Origin of the sequence: Litchfieldella rifensis (assembly GCF_042646605.1) — a bacterium.
Lineage (GTDB): Bacteria > Pseudomonadota > Gammaproteobacteria > Pseudomonadales > Halomonadaceae > Litchfieldella > Litchfieldella rifensis.
In genome coordinates this window covers 136,442-154,979 of sequence record NZ_JBHRUG010000013.1, presented here as the reverse complement: position 1 = coordinate 154,979, position 18,538 = coordinate 136,442, and the positions used below count along the sequence as shown (strand labels likewise).

16 protein-coding genes are annotated in these 18,538 nt (G+C 64.1%); 12 read left to right on the top strand and 4 right to left on the bottom strand.

What is annotated here, in order from left to right; translation table 11 throughout:
* Positions 1–432: elongation factor 1-alpha C-terminal domain-related protein (locus ACFOEV_RS06145; RefSeq protein ID WP_449280236.1), on the top strand; the 432-nt coding region annotated here is incomplete at its 5' end.
* A gap of 75 nt (positions 433–507) precedes the next feature.
* Here ACFOEV_RS06145 and ACFOEV_RS06140 read toward each other — a convergent pair.
* The gene (locus ACFOEV_RS06140) at positions 508–1,206 is read right to left on the bottom strand and encodes a CBS domain-containing protein (RefSeq protein WP_386772253.1); all 699 of its coding nucleotides are present in this window, start codon (positions 1,204–1,206) and stop codon (positions 508–510) included.
* Positions 1,207–1,456: 250 nt separating this feature from the next.
* Here ACFOEV_RS06140 and ACFOEV_RS06135 point away from each other — a divergent pair, with 250 nt between their 5' ends.
* Positions 1,457–2,131, top strand: a complete 675-nt coding sequence (locus ACFOEV_RS06135) for a zinc metallopeptidase (RefSeq protein ID WP_386772263.1) — start codon at positions 1,457–1,459, stop codon at positions 2,129–2,131.
* 59 nt (positions 2,132–2,190) lie between these two features.
* Here ACFOEV_RS06135 and cmoB read toward each other — a convergent pair whose 3' ends face one another.
* From cmoB to cmoA, 3 genes are read right to left on the bottom strand one after another with little or no spacing between them, the layout of a single operon-like run.
* Complete coding sequence (gene cmoB / locus ACFOEV_RS06130; RefSeq protein WP_386772252.1) at positions 2,191–3,174, bottom strand: tRNA 5-methoxyuridine(34)/uridine 5-oxyacetic acid(34) synthase CmoB; 984 nt, start codon at positions 3,172–3,174, stop codon at positions 2,191–2,193.
* Positions 3,175–3,188: 14 nt separating this feature from the next.
* Positions 3,189–4,619: a phospholipase D-like domain-containing protein gene (locus tag ACFOEV_RS06125; protein WP_386772251.1), complete on the bottom strand. Its 1,431-nt coding sequence runs from the start codon at positions 4,617–4,619 to the stop codon at positions 3,189–3,191.
* Positions 4,620–4,633: 14 nt separating this feature from the next.
* On the bottom strand, positions 4,634–5,374 hold the full coding sequence (gene cmoA / locus ACFOEV_RS06120) for a carboxy-S-adenosyl-L-methionine synthase CmoA (RefSeq protein ID WP_386772250.1): 741 nt from the start codon (positions 5,372–5,374) through the stop codon (positions 4,634–4,636).
* Positions 5,375–5,515: 141 nt separating this feature from the next.
* Here cmoA and pgi point away from each other — a divergent pair, with 141 nt between their 5' ends.
* From pgi to ACFOEV_RS06070, 10 genes are all read left to right on the top strand, one after another.
* Complete coding sequence (gene pgi / locus ACFOEV_RS06115) at positions 5,516–7,258, top strand: glucose-6-phosphate isomerase (protein ID WP_386772249.1); 1,743 nt, start codon at positions 5,516–5,518, stop codon at positions 7,256–7,258.
* A gap of 28 nt (positions 7,259–7,286) precedes the next feature.
* Complete coding sequence (locus ACFOEV_RS06110) at positions 7,287–7,940, top strand: YqiA/YcfP family alpha/beta fold hydrolase (RefSeq protein ID WP_386772248.1); 654 nt, start codon at positions 7,287–7,289, stop codon at positions 7,938–7,940.
* A gap of 88 nt (positions 7,941–8,028) precedes the next feature.
* Positions 8,029–9,924, top strand: a complete 1,896-nt coding sequence (parE, locus tag ACFOEV_RS06105; RefSeq protein ID WP_386772247.1) for a DNA topoisomerase IV subunit B — start codon at positions 8,029–8,031, stop codon at positions 9,922–9,924.
* 165 nt (positions 9,925–10,089) lie between these two features.
* Complete coding sequence (gene parC, locus ACFOEV_RS06100; RefSeq protein WP_386772246.1) at positions 10,090–12,351, top strand: DNA topoisomerase IV subunit A; 2,262 nt, start codon at positions 10,090–10,092, stop codon at positions 12,349–12,351.
* An 86-nt stretch (positions 12,352–12,437) separates the two neighbouring features.
* Positions 12,438–13,652 carry a phosphoserine phosphatase SerB gene (serB, locus tag ACFOEV_RS06095; protein WP_386772245.1) on the top strand — a complete coding sequence of 405 codons (1,215 nt, stop codon included), beginning with the start codon at positions 12,438–12,440 and terminating at the stop codon, positions 13,650–13,652.
* Between the two features lie 70 nt (positions 13,653–13,722).
* Positions 13,723–13,980: a TIGR02647 family protein gene (locus ACFOEV_RS06090; protein WP_386772244.1), complete on the top strand. Its 258-nt coding sequence runs from the start codon at positions 13,723–13,725 to the stop codon at positions 13,978–13,980.
* A gap of 174 nt (positions 13,981–14,154) precedes the next feature.
* Positions 14,155–15,858 carry an HD domain-containing phosphohydrolase gene (locus tag ACFOEV_RS06085; protein WP_386772243.1) on the top strand — a complete coding sequence of 568 codons (1,704 nt, stop codon included), beginning with the start codon at positions 14,155–14,157 and terminating at the stop codon, positions 15,856–15,858.
* Positions 15,859–15,961: 103 nt separating this feature from the next.
* The gene (locus ACFOEV_RS06080; RefSeq protein WP_386772242.1) at positions 15,962–16,792 is read left to right on the top strand and encodes an ion transporter; all 831 of its coding nucleotides are present in this window, start codon (positions 15,962–15,964) and stop codon (positions 16,790–16,792) included.
* A gap of 96 nt (positions 16,793–16,888) precedes the next feature.
* Positions 16,889–17,932: a M4 family metallopeptidase gene (locus ACFOEV_RS06075; RefSeq protein WP_386772241.1), complete on the top strand. Its 1,044-nt coding sequence runs from the start codon at positions 16,889–16,891 to the stop codon at positions 17,930–17,932.
* Positions 17,929–18,264: a protealysin inhibitor emfourin gene (locus ACFOEV_RS06070; RefSeq protein ID WP_386772240.1), complete on the top strand. Its 336-nt coding sequence runs from the start codon at positions 17,929–17,931 to the stop codon at positions 18,262–18,264. The genes ACFOEV_RS06075 and ACFOEV_RS06070 overlap by 4 nt, the downstream gene beginning before the upstream one ends.
* Positions 18,265–18,538: the final 274 nt, after the last annotated feature.

Sequence of the window (18,538 nt, the reverse complement as noted above, 5' to 3'; positions counted from 1 at the left end):
TTCACGGCCGATATCGTGTGGATGCACGACACGCCGCTGGCGCCCGGCAAGCTCTACGACTTCAAGCTGGCGACCCGCGACCTGTCCGGTGAGATCCGTGGCATCGACTACCAGATCGACGTCAACACCCTGGCGCGGCATCCCGCGGAGTCGCTGGCGCTGAACGCCATCGCGCATTGCGAGGTCGAGCTGACCGCCGCGATCCCGGTAGACGATTACCGCCAGAGCCCGGGGACCGGCAGCTTCATCGTGGTCGACCGGCTGACCAATGTGACGGTGGGGGCGGGAATGATCCGCGGCGCCGCGGCAGGGCGCACTGGGGCGACCCCGCAAGTGGACTGGCAGGCCTTCGAGGTCGAGCTGAATGCCCTGATCCGCAAGCATTTCCCGCACTGGGAAGCCAGGGATGTGCGCGACTTGCTCAAGCGCTGAACGATAGGGCTCGCGCCTCTTCGACACCGCGGCGATGGTGACATCGTCGCGGTGTCGTTGTCTGGATGGCGGCGATCAGTAGCCACCCACACCCAGCGGTACGAAGCCGAGGTTGTTCTCGATGCGCTTGACGCCGGGAGTGTTCTCGGCGGCGACCTGGGCGGCCATTTTCTCGTCCTGGTTCTGCACCAGCCCCCACAGCTGCACCACGCCGTTATTGACGATCACGTTGACGCGATCGAACATCAGTCCGGTGTGGGCATTGATCTCCTTCAGGATGGCATCGCGGATCTCGCGGTCTTGCTGTGGTGTGGCTTCCATATCGGTGTCGGGCGCGGCTGCCGAGAAGCCCTGCAGCAAGTTGGCGCGACTGACGATGCCGACCAGTCGGCCGTCCCGTACCACGGGTACCCGTTTGATGTGATGCTTCTCGAGCAGGGCGGCGATCCTGTACAACGGCTTGTCCTCGTCGATGGTGATCGGGTCGGGCGTCATGATCTCCTTGGCCTTGCGACCATGGGACTTGACGTAATCGCTGGCGTTGTTGGCCGCGGCGAAGATCGACTTCAGCCACCAGGAGTGGCGTTGATCGGTGGCGTTCTCTACCCGGCGCATCAGGTCGCCTTCGCTGACGATGCCCAGTACCTTCCGGTTGGCATCGACAACCGGCACTGCGCTGATATGGTGCTCGAGCAGCAAGCGAGCGATCTCACGGACTTCGGTATCGGGCGTTACCGTGATGACATCGGGGGTCATGACGTCGGCGGCTTGCATGGTGTTGCCTCCAGACCGTTGGCGGGATGTGCGGCGGGCGTGTGTCGTAGCGCAGGCGGGTACCGGCAAGGACTCACCGGTCACCTTATTTCAAATTAGCACCTGTCAGACCTTGCGCCTTGATCTGGATCAGTCTTGTGACATATGGCTGGCGATAGGCTTCGCTTTCAGGGAGGTTTGCCCCTGTGGTCCGTACCGGAAAGCGGTATCCTGAGTCGAAGTGATGGAAGCGAGACGGGGGGCGGCATCGATGATCGTGCTGTTGGTAGGGTTGCTGCTGGTATTGTTCATCGTGCCGAATGTCTGGGCCAAGTGGGTGCTTCAGCGCTATTCCCGCCCACGCGATGACTATCCTGGCTCCGGAGGTGAGCTGGCCAGACATCTGGTCGAACGCTTGGGTCTGGAAGGCGTGACGGTGGAGGTTACCGAGCACGGTGACCATTACGATCCCGCTTCGCGCAAGGTGCGCCTTTCCGCGGGGAATTTCGAGGGCCGTTCGCTGACTGCGGTGACCGTGGCCGCCCATGAGGTGGGACATGCGATCCAGCACCATCATGGCTACCAGCCGCTGCTGGTGCGCACCCGCCTGGTGGGGGTCGCCCAGCGTGCGGAGAAGCTGGGTGCCGGCTTGATGATGGCTGCACCGTTGCTGTTTCTGCTGACCCGCACACCGGGTGGCACGGCAATGGTGGTGATTGCTGCTGTCCTAAGCTTCGGTACCGCGGCGCTGGTGCACCTGATCACCCTGCCGGTCGAGTTCGATGCCAGCTATCAGCGCGCCTTGCCGCTGCTCAAACAGTACCTCCCGCCCTATGACATGCCGGCAGCCCAGCATCTGCTCACCGCCTGTGCCTTCACTTACGTGGCGGCGTCGCTGGCCAGTATTCTCAATCTGGGTAGGTGGCTGGTGATCCTGCGCCGCTGAGCAGGTGCTCCAATAGCGCAGCTTCGCTGCGCGATGGCGCCGTTGCTGAGTGTCGGCGGTCAGGGTTTGTTGGCCATCAGCACCGCCCGCCGCGGGGCCGGATAACCCTCGAGCGTCTTGCTGCGATCCTCGGGGTCGAGGAAGTCGGCCAGCGACTGGAAAGTCATCCATTCCGTCGCGCGCTGCTCGTCGAGGCCGGTGACCGCTTCATCCACCACTCGCACGTTGTCGAAGCCGCAACGGGTTAGCCACTGGCACAGGGCCGCGGAAGAGGGCAGGAAGTAGACATTGGGCATCGCCGCGTAGCGCTCCCCGGGCAGCAGCACGGTGGTCTCGTCGCCTTCCACCACCAGGGTTTCCAGCACCAGTTCGCCGCCAGGACGCAGGGCGTCCTTGAGCTGCTGGAGGTGTTCCAGCGGCGAGGGGCGGTGGTAGAGCACCCCCATGGAAAAGACGGTGTCGAAGAAGCTAAGCGCCTTGGGCACGTCCTCGATGCCCACCGGTAGGAAGTGTGTGCGTCCCTCATCGGCGTCGCCGACGAAGTGGCGGACGGCTTGGAATTGATAGTAGAAGCGTGGCGAGGGGTCGATGACCAGCGCGAAGGTGGCACCGGCGCCGGCCATGCGCCAGGCGTGATAGCCGCTACCGCCACCCACGTCGAGGACACGACGACCCGCCAGCAAGGACAGGTGCGGGGCGACCCGCCGCCATTTCCAGTCCGAGCGCCACTCGGTGTCAATATGAATTCCACCCAGCGAATAGGGTCCCTTGCGCCATGGGGCGAGCTTGCGCAGCAGGTTCTCGCTTTGGCGTCGCTGGGCGTCGCTCAGGTCCAGCTCCACGGTGACAGTATCGCGGTCGAGCCATACCTGCCGCTCGGTGGGCAGCTCCGGCAACTTGGCCACCGCCTTCTCCCAGGCAGGAAGGTCGCCGTACCGCTGGCGATCGAGGCTGCGCGCCAGTTGCTCGGGCAGCCTGGCCAGCCAGGAGTCGAGCCCTTGGTCGACGAAGGCGTGGTAGAGGTCGCGATGAGGGTGAGACATGCACAATCCTTGACTCAGAAAGTGGACCAGCCGCTGGCTTCCATCCATCGATAACGCCAGTAGCGCCAGCGCGACGGGTCGACATGGGTGTCGAAGGGCGCACTGAAACGCTCCCCAGCCCGGTTGTGCCAGTGGCGCTCGAAGGTGGCCAGGCGTTCACGGATGACGGGATGCTGCTGGTCGGCACACAACAGTATGTCGGCTTCCAGGTTGAAATCATCGAGACTACGGCGGGTAAAGTTGGCCGAGCCGAGCAGCAGTTCGGCCGGACGTTCACCGCCGCTTCTTAGCAGCACCTTGCTGTGGGCCAGGTCGCCGGGGGTATCGTACCAGCGAATGGAAAGGCCTGCCCGGTGCAGCTCCCAGGCCACCTGACAATTGGGTATGCCGGGGCTCGGGCGTCCGAAATGCGCGCGGTTGGGGTCGAGCAATATCCGTATCGAGACGCCACGTCGGTGGGCGTTCTTCAGGGCCTGGATCACGCCGCGATGGGACAGGTAGAGCACAGCGAGATCCAGGCGCTCGTCGTCACGGGCGTCGTCGATGATCGCCAGCAGGGCCTCGCGGATGGCGCCCTCGGTGAGCACTCGCAGCCGTGGCAGGGATGGGAGGGCGGTCGTGACGGCGGGCATGGCGGGTAATTCGGTGTGCCCCAGCCCCGACAGCCCGGCGATGGCCGACTCTGCCGCCAGCAGGTCGAGGGCGGCCGGACCCGCAAAACGCAGGGCGGTATCGAGATAGGCGCTGCTGCCGTCATCGGCGTTGGACGAGCTGACCACCGCCATCCAATCGTTGCCGTGATCCACCACCAGGGTCTTGCGGTGATTGGCGTTGAAGTTGAGTACTGCCAGATAGCTGCGCAGCGTGACCTTGCCGGGGCCTAGCGGGTTGGACAGCCAGCCACCGCGGGGAGTATTGCCCAGCCACCGAAAGAACAGACGCCACAAGGCTGACCAGGAGGGATTGGGATCACGGCTCGGGGCCAGGTTGGTGACAACGACCCGGATACCGGCCTTCTGCAGCGCGTCCAGGTGTGGCGTCGGTCGGCCACCATAGACGCTGTTGATGGAATCGGTGATCAGTATCATCTCGAGTTCAGGCACCGCGGCCTTGCGGTTCAGCAGCACCGTGCACAGTTCCTGTGCCAGGCGGCGATGACAATCGTCGTCGGTATCGTTCGGATCGTTGAACTGAAAGATGTCGATCACCACCAATCGTCGTGCCTGACCGATCAGGCGGAACATTTCGTCGAAGATGGCCTGCCGGCAATGGCGCCGTTGCTGCGCATCGTAGAAGGTTTCGTCGGCCAGCAACCGCAGGGCGTGCGCCTCGCGCCAAGGGGCTGTCACGCCGAGGCCTGCCGGCAGCGGCTTGTGGGCATGCCACCAGGCCATGGCCAGCCAGGCGACCAGTAGCAAGACGAGCAGGGCGCCGAGTGTCATCATGTCGAAAGGCTCGTTCAGTCCTTGAAGGCGATGAGCGAGGCGAAATTGAGATACTGGAACCAGGTCTGGCTGCGAGGGAAGCCGGCCCGGGCCAGGCGAGCATGGTGGGTCTCGAGGGTGTCGGGGACCAGCACGTTTTCCAGCGCGGTGCGCTTCTGGCTGATCTCCAGCTCACTGTAACCGTTGGCGCGCTTGAAATCGTGGTAGCGTTCCACCAGCCAGGCATTCTCCTGTTCGTCGGCGGCGACGATCTTTTCGGACAGCACCAGCACGCCGCCGGGTTCAAGGGCCTCGAACAGCCTCTGGATCACTGCGTCGCGGTCTTGCGGCGCCAGGAATTGCAGGGTGAAATTGAGCACGATCATGCCCGATGATCGATAGTCGAGATGACGGATATCGCCTTCGATCACCTCGATGGCATGGTTGGGACACTCCTCGGCGAAGGTGGCGCGAGCGCGTTCGGTCATGGCCGGTGACAGGTCCACGGCGGTGAGGGTGAAGGCCTCGGGAGGCAGGCGACCGGCCAGCGCCAGACCCACCCCCCCCAGCGAGCAGCCCAGGTCATAGACATGGGCGCCATGGCGCAGATGACGCGCGGCGATCACGCCGAGCATGCCCAGTATCTGGCCGTAGCCGGGAACCGAGCGGCGAATCATGTCGGGAAAACAAGCCACTACCCGCTCGTCGAAGGAAAAGCTCGCCACGCGGTCGAGGGGTGTCGAAAAGATTGCGTCACGGTAAGATGCATCACTCATGGCATTGCATAGGATTCGGGGCCAAGATGGCGTCATTCTACGCCTCGCGCCGAATGACTGCACGAAGCAAGCAAGGGGCTCGGCGATAACGCCGGTGAGTACTGCCGATTTTCGTCAATCGCCTAGTCAAGGAGAGAGACCATGAGCCGAACAGCCACCATCGATCGACAGCCTGCCTGGCGAGCGTTACAGGCCCATGCCGATGAGGTACGGACGACGCATCTGCGCGAGCTGTTCGCCGAACAGCCGGGGCGTTTTGCGTATTTTCATCGGCAGGCGGCCGGCCTCACGCTGGATCTGTCCAAACAGCGCTGGCGCCCCGAGACTCTCGAACTGTTATTGGAGCTGGCCCGTGAGGCCGGGGTGCCGAAAGCCATCGAAGGTTTGCTCAGCGGTGAACGCGTCAACCGCAGCGAGGATCGCCCGGCCTTGCATACCGCTCTGCGCCTGCCGGCGGATGCCTGTCTGGAGGTCGAGGGTGAAGATCTGGTGTCGGCGGTGCACCGCACCCTGACGCGGATGGAGGCGATGGTCGCCAAGTTCCACGCCGGCCAGTGGCGGGGGGCGACTGGCAGGACGATCAGCGATGTCGTCAATCTCGGTGTCGGCGGTTCCGACCTGGGACCCTTGATGGTGACCCATGCCCTGGCCGACTATCGTCCCGCGGGTGTGCACGAGATCCATGTGCACTTCGCCTCGACCATGGATGGCTCCCAACTGGCCGACTACCTGTCGCGGCTCAATCCCGAGACCACGCTGTTCGTACTGTCGTCGAAGTCCTTCACCACCATCGACACCCTGTCCAATGCGCGCACCGCCCGCGACTGGCTGTTCTCGCGTCTGGTGGTTGCCGAGCGTGAGCTGGCCGTCGACGTCGACCGCGACCTGGTGATGCGCCAGCATTTCATCGGCGTCTCGGCCAGCCCCGAGAAGATGAGCGAGTGGGGAATCGCGGAGGTCAACCAGCTCGAGTTCTGGGAGTGGGTCGGGGGGCGCTATTCGCTGTGGGGGGCCATCGGCCTGCCCATCGCCCTGGTGGTGGGTATGGCGAGGTTCCGTGAACTCCTCGCCGGTGCTCATGCCATGGATCGACATTTTCAAGCCGCGGCGTTGGAGGACAACCTGCCGGTGCTGCTGGCGCTGGCCGGTATCTGGAATGTCAACTTCCTCGACATTCGGGCCCACTCGATCCTGCCCTACGACGGTCGGCTGGAGTATTTCGCCAGCTATCTCGAGCAGCTCGAGATGGAGTCCAATGGCAAGTCGGTGACCCACGATGGCCAGGTGACGACGTATTCCACCTGTCCGGTGCTATGGGGGCAGCTCGGCCCCAACGCCCAGCATGCCTTCTATCAGTTGCTGCACCAGGGCACGCAAGCGGTGGAGTGCGATTTCATCGCGCCGCTCAGGCGCTACGACGATGTGATCGACGATGCCACCCGTACTCACCTGAAGAATCAGCACCGCCTGACGCTGGCCAACTGCTTCGCCCAATCGCGAGTGCTGATGCTGGGCGACAATGCCATCGACGAGCCGGGCGAGCGCCCCAACCATAAGCGTTACCGGGGCAACCAGCCGTCGACCACCCTGCTGCTCGACCGCTTGACGCCGCGGACGCTGGGGGCCCTGATCGCACTTTACGAGCACAAGGTGTTCGTCCAGGCCACGATCTGGGATATCAATCCCTTCGATCAGTGGGGCGTGGAACTGGGCAAGCAGATCGCCGGGGAAACCGATCGCATTCTCGCCTCGCGCCAGGGGCTCGATGCCATGGACGATTCCAGTCGTGGCTTGATCGAGGCGCTGTGGCGCGTCGAAGAACAGGGGCGTGAGGGGGAACCGGCGGGGACCGAGGCGTTGCCTTCGGCAGGTGAGAACCCCTGATGCTGGCTATCCATACAGGGATTGCGTTATGCTGAGTGCCGGTCGCGCAGCGGGGCAGGCCCTGGCCAGCGGAGTGCTCTACCTGCATGGGTTCAACAGTGGTAGCGCCTCACCCAAGGCGCGCTTGATGCAGGCGGCTTGCCAGCAGCTCGAGGATGGCCCGTGGCCTTGCGAGGCTCCCCAGTTACCGCATCGCCCCCAGGCCGCCTACCGGCTGGCCGAGCAGTGGCTCGGCCGGCTGGGGCACCGGCCGCTGGTGGTCGGGAGTTCCATGGGCGGGTTCCTGGCGACATGCCTGGCCGAGCGGCATGACCTGGAGGCGGTCGTCATCAATCCGGCGGTGCGCCCGGCCCGGCTGGTCGAGGAGTGGATGGGGGAGGGCTTCGTCAACGAATATACCGGTGAACGGTTCACGGTGGACGCCGTGCACCGCGATGAACTCGCGGTCCTGACCCCCGAGACCATCACCCCCGCACGCTATCTGCTGCTGCTGGGTACCCGTGACGAAACGCTGGATTGCCATGATGCCTTCGCCGCCTATGCCGGCTGTCGGACCATCCTGCATCCCGGCGGCGATCACGGCTTCAGCGCTCTGGCCGACTATCTACCGGCGATTCTGGCGCATGGTGGCCGCTACCTGCCACCCGGTCGGTTAACGCCTATCGGCTTGGACGGCACATGATCCCACCACGTACTACTGGGACATCGAGAAACAAGCCTCCGCAGCGGGACGCATCGAACAATAGCCTAGCCATTACCATGGACGACGCATGACACAATACAGTGCCAGCTCCATAGAAGTACTTTCCGGACTCGAGCCGGTGCGCAAGCGCCCCGGCATGTACACCGACACCAGCCGACCCAATCACCTGGCCCAGGAAGTCATCGACAACAGCGTCGACGAGGCACTGGGCGAATACGCCAGCGAAATCAGCGTGCGACTGTTCGACGACGGCGGCATCGAAGTCACCGACGACGGCCGCGGGATGCCCATCGACGTGCACCCCGAGCACGGCGTGACGGGCATCGAGCTGATCCTTACCAAGCTGCATGCCGGCGGCAAGTTCTCGCAGTCGAGCTATCGCTTCGCCGGCGGCTTGCATGGGGTTGGGGTATCGGTGGTCAATGCCCTGTCGACACGCCTGGAAGTCGAGGTGTGCCGCGACGGCAACCGTTATGCGATGGCCTTCGAACACGGCGACAAGGTCTCGGAGCTGTCGGTGATCGGGGCCTGCGCCAAGCGTGCCACCGGGACGGTGGTCAGGTTCTGGCCGGATGTGAGCTATTTCGATAGTCCCAGGCTGTCGATGCCGCGACTCAAGCATCTGTTGCGGGCCAAGGCGGTGCTGTGTCCCGGCCTCAAGGTGACCCTGATCGAGGCCGATGGCACCGAAAGCGAGTGGCAGTACGAGGATGGCCTGCGCGACTACCTGGCCCAGGCCACCGATGGCTTCGAGGTGCTGCCGGCGTCACCCTTCGTGGGCCATTTTGCCGACGAAGAGCAGGGCGTGGACTGGGCCATCCAGTGGCTGCCGGAGGGCGGGGAGCTGCTCACCGAGAGCTATGTCAACCTGATCCCCACGCCGCTCGGCGGCACCCACGTCAATGGCCTGCGCTCAGGCCTGCTCGAGGCGCTGCGCGAATTCTGCGACTACCGCAGCCTGTTGCCGCGTGGCGTCAAACTGACCGCCGACGACCTTTGGGAGCGGGTCTCGTATGTACTGTCGGTGAAGATGCTCGATCCGCAGTTCGCCGGCCAGACCAAGGAGCGGCTGTCGTCGCGTACCGTGGCCGGCTTCGTCTCCGGCGTGGTCAAGGACGCCTTTTCGCTGTGGCTCAACCACCACGTCGACCAGGCCGAGGTGTTGGCCGAGCTGGTGATCAGTGCCGCCCAGCGTCGTCAGAAGAGCTCGAAGAAGGTGGCGCGCAAGAAAATCACCTCTGGGCCGGCGTTACCCGGCAAGCTGGCCGACTGTTCGGGCCAGGATCCGGTGGCGAGCGAGCTGTTCCTGGTCGAGGGCGACAGCGCCGGCGGCAGCGCCAAGCAGGCCCGCGACCGCGAGACCCAGGCGATTCTGCCGCTGCGCGGCAAGATCCTCAACACCTGGGAGGTCGAGTCGCACGACATCTACGGCTCCCAGGAGGTTCATGACATCGCCGTGGCCATCGGCATCGACCCGGCCAGCGACGACCTCTCCAAGCTGCGTTACCACAAGATCTGCATCCTCGCCGATGCCGACTCGGACGGCCTGCACATCGCGACCCTGCTGTGCGCGCTGTTCGTGCGCCATTTCCCGGCGCTGGTGGACGCCGGCCATGTGTTCGTCGCCATGCCGCCGTTGTATCGCATCGACCTCGGCAAGGAGGTCTTCTACGCCCTCGACGAGAGCGAGAAGGCGGCGATTCTCAAGCGTCTGGAAGGCAAGCGCGGCACCCGGAAGGCCGGCCCCCCCAACGTGCAGCGCTTCAAGGGGCTGGGCGAGATGAGCCCGCTGCAACTGCGCGAGACTACCATGGCCGCGGATACCCGGCGGCTGGTGCAGCTCACTCGCGAGGACGGCGATGGCACCCTGGAGATGATGGACATGCTGCTGGCCAAGAAGCGCGCCTCGGATCGCAAGAGCTGGCTCGAAGATTACGGCAATCTCGCCGATATAGAAGTCTGACCCGGCTTCGCCGGGAGCTGTAAGCTTTAAGCCGTAAGCTGTAAGAAAAGCAAACCTTTCATGGGGTTACTTTCAGCTTATAGCTTAAAGCTTACAGCTCATCACAGAGGTTGAAGGGGGCGCAGCCCTCGACGATTCCACAAGTGTGAACAAGGCTACCGTGCTATGACCATGGATATCCAGGTGGCGGAAGGCGACGTCGAACGTCTGTCGCTGCGCGAATACACCGAAAAGGCGTACCTCGACTACTCGATGTACGTGATCCTCGACCGTGCCCTGCCGCATATCGGCGACGGCATGAAGCCGGTGCAGCGGCGCATCGTCTACGCCATGCGCGAGCTGGCGCTGAATGCGTCCGCCAAGTACAAGAAATCGGCGCGTACCGTCGGCGACGTGCTGGGCAAGTTCCACCCGCACGGCGACAGCGCCTGCTACGAAGCCATGGTGCTGATGGCGCAGTCGTTCAGCTATCGTTACCCGCTGGTCGACGGCCAGGGCAACTGGGGCAGCCCCGACGATCCCAAGTCGTTCGCCGCCATGCGTTACACCGAGGCGCGCCTGTCGAAGTTTGCGGAAGTGCTGCTGTCCGAGCTCGGCCAGGGCACCGTCGACTGGACGCCCAACTTCGACGGCACCATGAACGAGCCGGTGGTACTGCCGGCGCGCCTGCCGCATGTCCTGCTCAATGGCGGCACCGGGATCGCCGTGGGCATGGCCACCGACATCCCGCCGCACAATGTCAGCGAAGTGGTCGAAGCCACCTGTCACCTGTTGCGCCATCCCGAGGCGACGACGACGGACCTGATCGAGTACTTGCCGGCGCCGGATTTCCCCACCGCGGCCGAGATCATCACGCCGCGTGCCGAGCTGCAGAAGGTCTACGAGAGTGGACGCGGTTCGGTCAAGCTGCGCGCCCGCTATACCCTGGAGGACGGCAACGTGGTGATCACCGCCGTGCCCTACCAGGTCAGCGGGGCCAAGGTGCTGGAGCAGATCGCCGCCCAGATGCAGGCCAAGAAGCTGCCCATGGTCGCCGACCTGCGTGACGAATCGACCCACGAGGAGCCGACCCGGCTGGTCATCGAGCCGCGCTCCAACCGCGTCGATGTCGAGGCGTTGATGGCGCACCTGTTCGCCACCACCGACCTCGAGAAGAACATTCGCGTCAACATGAACGTCATCGGCCTCGACGGCCGGCCGCGGGTGCTGTCCCTGCCGGCGATGCTCGGCGAGTGGCTGCGCTTCCGGCGCACCACCGTGCGCCGACGCCTCGAGCATCGTCTGGGCAAGGTCGAGGATCGGCTGCACATCCTCGCGGGCCTGCTGGTCGCCTACCTCAACATCGACGAGGTGATTCGCATCATCCGCGAGGAGGATGAGCCCAAGGCCGCGCTGATGAGTGCCTTCGGCCTGACGGACCGCCAGGCCGAAGCGATCCTCGAACTGCGCCTGCGTCACCTCGCCAAGCTCGAGGAGATGAAGATTCGCGGTGAGCAGGATGCCCTCGAGAATGAGCGCAAACACCTCAAGGAGCTGCTCGGCAACGAGGCCGCACTGACCGATCTGATCGAGAAGGAACTGCGCGAGGCCGGGCGCGAGCATGGCGATCCGCGCCGCTCGCCGCTGGTCGAGCGCGAGGAGGCCAAGGCGCTGTCCGAGGTCGAGCTGCTGGGCGCCGACCCGATTACCGTGGTGCTCTCGGAGAAGGGCTGGATCCGCAGTGCCAAGGGGCACGAGATCGATCCGGCAGGGCTGTCCTACAAATCCGGCGATCGCTTCCATCTGGCGGCGTGCGGCAAGACCAATCAGCCGCTGGTGCTGCTCGACGATGGTGGGCGGGCCTATACCCTGAGCGCCCATAACCTGCCCAGCGCCCGCAGCCAGGGTGAGCCGGTGACCGGGCGTGTCAATACCGCCGCCGGAGCGCACATGACGGGATTGATGCTGGCCCCGCCCGATACCCGCTATCTGCTGGCCTCCGACGGAGGGTATGGCTTCATCGCCGTGCTCGAGGAGCTGACCGGAAAGAACAAGTCGGGCAAGGCGGTGCTGTCGCTGCCCAAGGGCTGCAACGTGTTGCCGCCGCGACGCATCCCTCGCGGCGATGGCATCAGCGTTGCAGCGGTCTCCAACGAAGGGCGGTTGCTGGTCTTCGCCCTGGCGCAATTGCCGGAGATGGCCAAGGGCAAGGGCAACAAGATGATCGATATCCCCGGGGCGCGGGCGGCGCGCCGCGAGGAATTCGTGCGGGACCTGGTGGTGCTGGCCGAAGGCGAGTCGCTGGTGGTGCACGCCGGCAAGCGCAAGTTGACCCTCAAGCCCAGCGATCTGGAGTACTATCGTGGGGAAAGGGGAAGGCGCGGCAGCAAGTTGCCACGCGGCTTCCAGAAGGTCGACCAACTGGAAAGCTTGAAGCCGGAAGCTTGAAGCTTGAAGAAAAATCGGCTCGTGGCTGGTACAAGGGGGTAACTTCCAGCTTACAGCTTCGAGCTTCCAGCTTTTTAGAGGTTGCAATGACAAGACGAGTGTTGATCCGTGCCACCGGCACCGCGCGTCCCGGCCAGCTCGCGGGCCTGGGGCGCGCGCTGGCCAGAAGCGGGGCCAGGCTTCTCGACATCAACCAGAGCGTGACCTTCGGGATTCTTTCCCTCGAGGCCCTGGTGGGGCTGGATCGCGATGCCGACCTCGAAGGCTCCCTCGACGAGGCTGGCGATGCCCTGGGGCTCGATGTCCAGGCCATCCAGGTCAGTGCCGAGGACTACCAGCGCTGGAGCGTCGAAGCCAGCCAGCCGCGGCTGATCCTGACATTGCTGGCACCGCATCTCCCGGCGGGCATTCTTGCCGAGGTGGGAGGCCTCACCGCCGAGCATGGCCTGACGGTGGAATTGATCCATCGCCTGTCTGGCCGCGAGCCGCTGGACGGCGATGTGCCGCCTCATGGCTCCTGTGTCGAGTGCTGGCTACGCGGGGAGGGGGTCGATCTGGAACGGCTGCGCGAAAAGGCACTGGCGCTGGGCGCGATGCACGGCGTAGACATCGCGATTCAGCAGGACTCGATCTGGCGTCGTCATCGTCGCCTGGTGTGCTTCGACATGGACTCGACGCTGATCAAGGCCGAGGTCATCGACGAACTGGCACGTCGCCATGGCGTCTATGACGAGGTGGCGGCGGTCACCGAACGCGCCATGCGCGGTGAACTGGATTTCCAGCAGAGCTTCCGTGAACGCATGGCCAAGCTCAAGGGGCTCGATGAGGCGGTACTCGCCGAGATCGCCGAATCGCTGCCGTTGATGGATGGCGTCGAACGACTGATGGCGCATCTGAAGCGTCTGGGCTATCGCACTGCCATCCTGTCCGGTGGCTTCACCTATTTCGCTCGCCATCTGCAGCGGAAGCTGGGCTTCGACGAGATCCATGCCAATGAACTGGTGATCGAGGACGGCAAGGTCACCGGCGAGGTGCGTGAACCGATTCTGGATGCCGAGCGCAAGGCCGAGCTGCTCGAGGAGATCGCCCGGCGCGAGGGGCTGGCCATGGAGCAGACCATCGCCGTCGGCGATGGGGCCAACGACTTGAAGATGCTGGCCACCGCCGGCCTGGGCATCGCCTTCCGAGCCAAGCCGCTGGTGAGAAGCCAGGCCCGTCATTCGATCTCCACCCTGGGACTGGATGCGGTGCTGTACCTGATCGGCTATCGCCAGGTAGACCTGGAGCGCGAGGAGTCTTGAAGAGAGGGCTGGCCTTGGCGAGTCGCCCGGGCTAGTGTCTGAGAACCACAACGACAAGCGAGAGCACGCCATGCCCCAATCGACCTATACCTCGGAGCTGTTCGAGGAGTTGAAGATTCTTTGCCTGTTCAACCTGGAAACCACCCAGGAAGGGATCAAGGTCCATTCCAGTGCCCTGCCCGAGGCGATCGCCGCGACACGCCGGCTGCATGACAAGGGGCTGATCACCCAGGCCGATGGTGGTTATCTGACCTCGCTCGGCCATGATGCCGCCCAGTATGCCCAGGATCTGTTGACGATACTCGAAACCACCGACGTCACGTCCTGAACTAACCTGACGGCCACTAAAGTCCTGCGTCGATCCGCCGATAACAAAGGGAAACATTTCCCGGGCGCTGCGGGCAGCGGCGATGAGCGCGGATCGTCATTGTGCAGCGCCCGATACCATCACTATTGCCGGCGGGTGGCCAACGACCGCCGCGCATCGCTGAGTAGGGGCCCGATGAAGCAGGCAAGCGAAACCCACAGTCGTGTCGAGCATCCCGGAGAACGGCAAGCATTGCTGGAAACGCTCACCCAGCCGGGGGGGGCCTCCCTATTGTTCGAGGGCCCGGGTAATGAGCCGCTTCCCGCGTTGCTGATGGAGGCCCGGCAGGGGGAGCACTTGCTGGTGGATATCACGGCAGTGGCGGAAATCGCCGCTGCCATGGAGCAGAAGACGGTCTATCTCGTCGGCCAGGCCAGTGGTGCCATGCTGCGGACTCCACCGCTGAAGCTCATCGACTGGGTGGACAGAAGCGACCGGGTGCAGTGCCTGTGCGAGTATCCCGAGTATGTCGATGTCATGCACCGGCGTGGAGCCTTTCGGGCGGAACTGCGGCCGGGCATGGATGTGCGTGTGACCTTGCTGATGGCTCACGCCGAGGGGCCGGTCAGTGGCGCCCTCAAGAATCTCTCGCTGGGCGGCTGTTTGCTCGAACTGCCCTTGGCGGCCGCCATGGGTCTGCATCCCGAGCAGGCCGTTCAGTCCCTGGCGTTGCACTTCCCCAATGGGCAGTGGCTGGAGGTCCCCGCCATGCTCCGCCATGTGCAGGGCGATAGCGAGCACCAACTGGCCAGGGTGGGCTGCGAGTTCAGCGCCGTCGATACCCAGATCGAGCGCCGCCTGTGGTTCTACGTGCGCGAGATCGAGCGCGAGAGCGCGCGCAACGCCATGGCAGGGGAGCGTGCGCTGTCTCCTTCGTCGTTGTTCGAACCCCGCGAGGGGGTACCGGCGGCCTCCAGTCGTCCGCATGGCGCCGATTATGCTACCCCCATGGCACGGCGCCTGGCGCGTGTGACGGCCTATCTCGATAGCCAACTGCTGGCACTGCAGGACGGGGAGCCGGTCGCGGCCCGCGACCTGTCGCGCTATAGCGATCAGGTGCTGGGCCTGCTCGAGGAGGACCGCGAGGCAGTGCTGTTCGCCGCGGTCTGCATGATCGACGATCATCCGTTGGTGCAACATGGCCTGGCGGTGGCGGTGCGTCTGGCCGATCTGGCCGCTTACCAAGGGTTGCCCCGCGATACGCGGAAGGCCATCGTGGCCAGCGCCCTGGTACATGACATGGGCAAGGCCCTGTTACCGGCCGAACTGCGCCGTGCGCCGCACCTGAACGCCGAGCAGCGCTCGCGTTTCGCAGCGCACGTGGCCTTGATCGAGGAGCGCCTTGGCGATTGCCGTTGGCTCTCCGAGGCCGTGCGCACCTCGGTGGTGGCAGCGGTGAACGAGCGCCTCGATGGCGGGGGATATCCGCATGGGCTTTCGGGAGAACGACTCGATACCCTGGCGCGTATGGCGGCGATCGTCGACGTGGTCGATGCCATGGGACGCGATCGTGCCGACCGCCAGGCCCTGACGGCCAGCCATATCTACCGCCACTTGCTGCATCATGGCGAACAGTTCGATCTGACCTGGGTACAACGCTATGTGCGTCATTTCGGGGTGGCGCCGATCGGTTCCCTGGCGCGTTACGCCAACGGCGAACTGGCCTGGATCCAACGCCTGGACCGTCAAGGCAAGCCTCGACAAGTGCAGTTGACGCCCGTCGCGTGCCTGCCGGGCAATGAGTTGGGCGAGGTGCTGCGTGACGACGACCTGGCGCGACTCGGCAAGCTCGAGGCGCTGGTGGTGCCCTCGGTAAGGGCGCGCGGGCTTCCGGCATAGTCACGCGGTGGCTTGCGTGCCGCTGTGGATAGCGGATAATCCCGCTCCAGCCGGCCGCGGTTGTCCCTTTGCCGTGGCGCCTTGCGTCGACGAGAAGCATCCCATGAGTGAAGCCTTCAACACCTGGCAAGCCCGCTTCGAGCGGCTGCGCGCGAACAAGCTGTTCGAGACATGCGTCATCGCCATCATCGTCCTCTCGGCGTTGCTGATCGGCGCCAAGACCTATGAGGAAACCAGCCGCTTCGAGCAGGTGCTCAGGGGCTTCGATCTGGCGGTGACGGCTTTCTTCCTGATTGAGATCCTGATCCGCATGGCTGCCGAGCGGCGGCTATGGGATTTCTTCAAGAAGGGTTGGAACGTCTTCGATTTCCTGATCGTCGCCGCCAGTCTGGTGCCACTGGACGACTCGGAAATGGTGCTGCTGGCACGGCTGTTGCGCATCTTTCGCGTGCTGCGCCTGGTGTCGATGATTCCCGAACTGCGGATGCTGGTGACGGCGCTCTTCAAGTCGATCCCGCGAATGGGCTACGTGGCCCTGCTGATGTTCATCATCTTCTACATCTATGGCGCCATCGGCAGCTTCCTGTTTCATGGGGTCGATGAAAAGCTGTGGGGCAATATTTCGTTGGCGATGCTGACGCTGTTCCAGGTGGCGACCTTCGAGAGCTGGGCCACCGCCGTGCTGTACCCGACCATGGAACACTACCCGTATGCCTGGATCTATTTCCTCAGCTTCATCTTTCTCAATGCCTTCGTGTTCCTGAACATGATGATCGGCATCGTGCTCGATGTGATGCAGAAGGAAAGCGTGCTGATGGAGATCGAGAGCGGCGAAGGCGAGGCAGCGGAGCTGCACGGCTTGCGTGACGACGTCAAGGAACTGCGCGAGCAACTCTCGCGCATGGAGGCGATGTTGGAGAGGAACCAGCGATAGGGAACCTTCAGGGCCGACTTGAGCCAAACTGGAACCAGGAGGTCAGTACGACATTGGCATGAACGCTGGATGTCGTCCCAGGAGGGGAGAATAACCATGACAACGCATCACCATGTCCCGCGGCGCTTCCTGCCACCGTACGTTCTGGAGCGTATCGCGACCCAGGGCAATGACAGACTGCGCGACTGCGCGCGGCATACCCTGGTCGACGACCGGCATTTTCGGGCTCGCGCCGGCAGTACCGGCCTGCCCCCGGGTAGCCTTCAGCCCGGCCAACCGACACGCTATATCCACTCTGCCGAGCAACAGCGGACCCTGCCCGGCCAGTTGGTGCGTCGCGAGGGAGACGGCGCCAGTGGCGACCCGGCCATCGATGAAGCATACCGCTGGCTGGGGGCGACCTACCGGTTCTTCTGGGACGTCCTGCAGCGCCACTCCATCGACGGCCAGGGCATGGCACTGGTGGGGACGGTGCACTACGGGCAGGATTACGAGAACGCCTTCTGGGATGGCACCCAGATGGTTTTCGGCGATGGTGACGGCGAGCTGTTCAACCGCTTTACGATTGCCCTCGAGGTGGTGGCCCACGAAATGACCCATGGCGTGATCGAGCGCGAGGCGAAGCTGGTGTATGCCCAGCAGCCCGGGGCGCTCAACGAGTCGATCGCGGATGTCTTCGGTAGCCTGGTCAAACAGTACCAGCGTGGCGAAACCGCCGAACAGGCCGACTGGTTGATCGGCGAGGGGCTGTTCACCGAGCGGGTCGACGGGCGCGCCTTGCGTTCCATGGCGGAACCGGGCAGTGCCTATGATGACCCCGTGCTGGGACGCGATCCACAACCACGCCACATGGAGGACTATGTCGAGACCGAAGCCGACAATGGCGGCGTGCATATCAATTCGGGCATTCCCAACCATGCCTTCTACCTGGCGGCGATGACGCTGGGCGGCCACGCTTGGGAGCACCTGGGGCCGCTATGGTACGACACCCTGCTCGATCGGCGCCTGGCGCAGGAGAGTGATTTCACCACCTTTGCCGGGTTGACCCTCGACAATGCCCGACGACGCTTTGGTGCCACGAGTCGCGAGCCTCAGGCGGTGGCCGATGCCTGGCATGCCGTCGGGGTATTATTGCCATGACTCTCGAGCCACCAGTCCTGACCGCGTCCAGCGTGGTGATCATCACGCGCGAGGGGGGGCTGGCCCATTTCCCGGGGCTGGGCAGGCCCCGGCGAATCGCCTGCGCCGACTGCAGCGAAGTCCAGCGCCAGGCGCTGCAGCGCCTGCTGGTGGATATGGCACATCGTTGTGGCGGGGACAGACGGTCGGGCGGTGCCGACCGGCGCGTCTTCCGGATATGTCTCGACGAAGGACGGCAGGCGAGGCAATGGACGCTCGAAATTGCCGAAGAGCAGGCGCCCGATGCCTTGATCGCCTTGTGGAAGCGAGGCGAGGTAGGCACATCGAGCTGAACTCTCGCCCCCTTCGGCTTGACATCGAGGTGCTAGCCTGATTTTCTAAGGGCATGACCATGACATTTCATCACCTGAGCCTAGACCTACGACTACTAGCTGGCCGCTGATCGAGCCAGGCGATGTGGTGCGCATCGCATTTTCCAGTCAAGGGTAGCTGAGGTGTAAAATGTCCAAGTCCATATCGAGAGTCCAGTCGGGTCATCCCGTCAGCGCCAAACGTATCCGTCATTTTCCCGTCGACGCCCCGGCATGCCTCGTGCTGTCGGGGCGT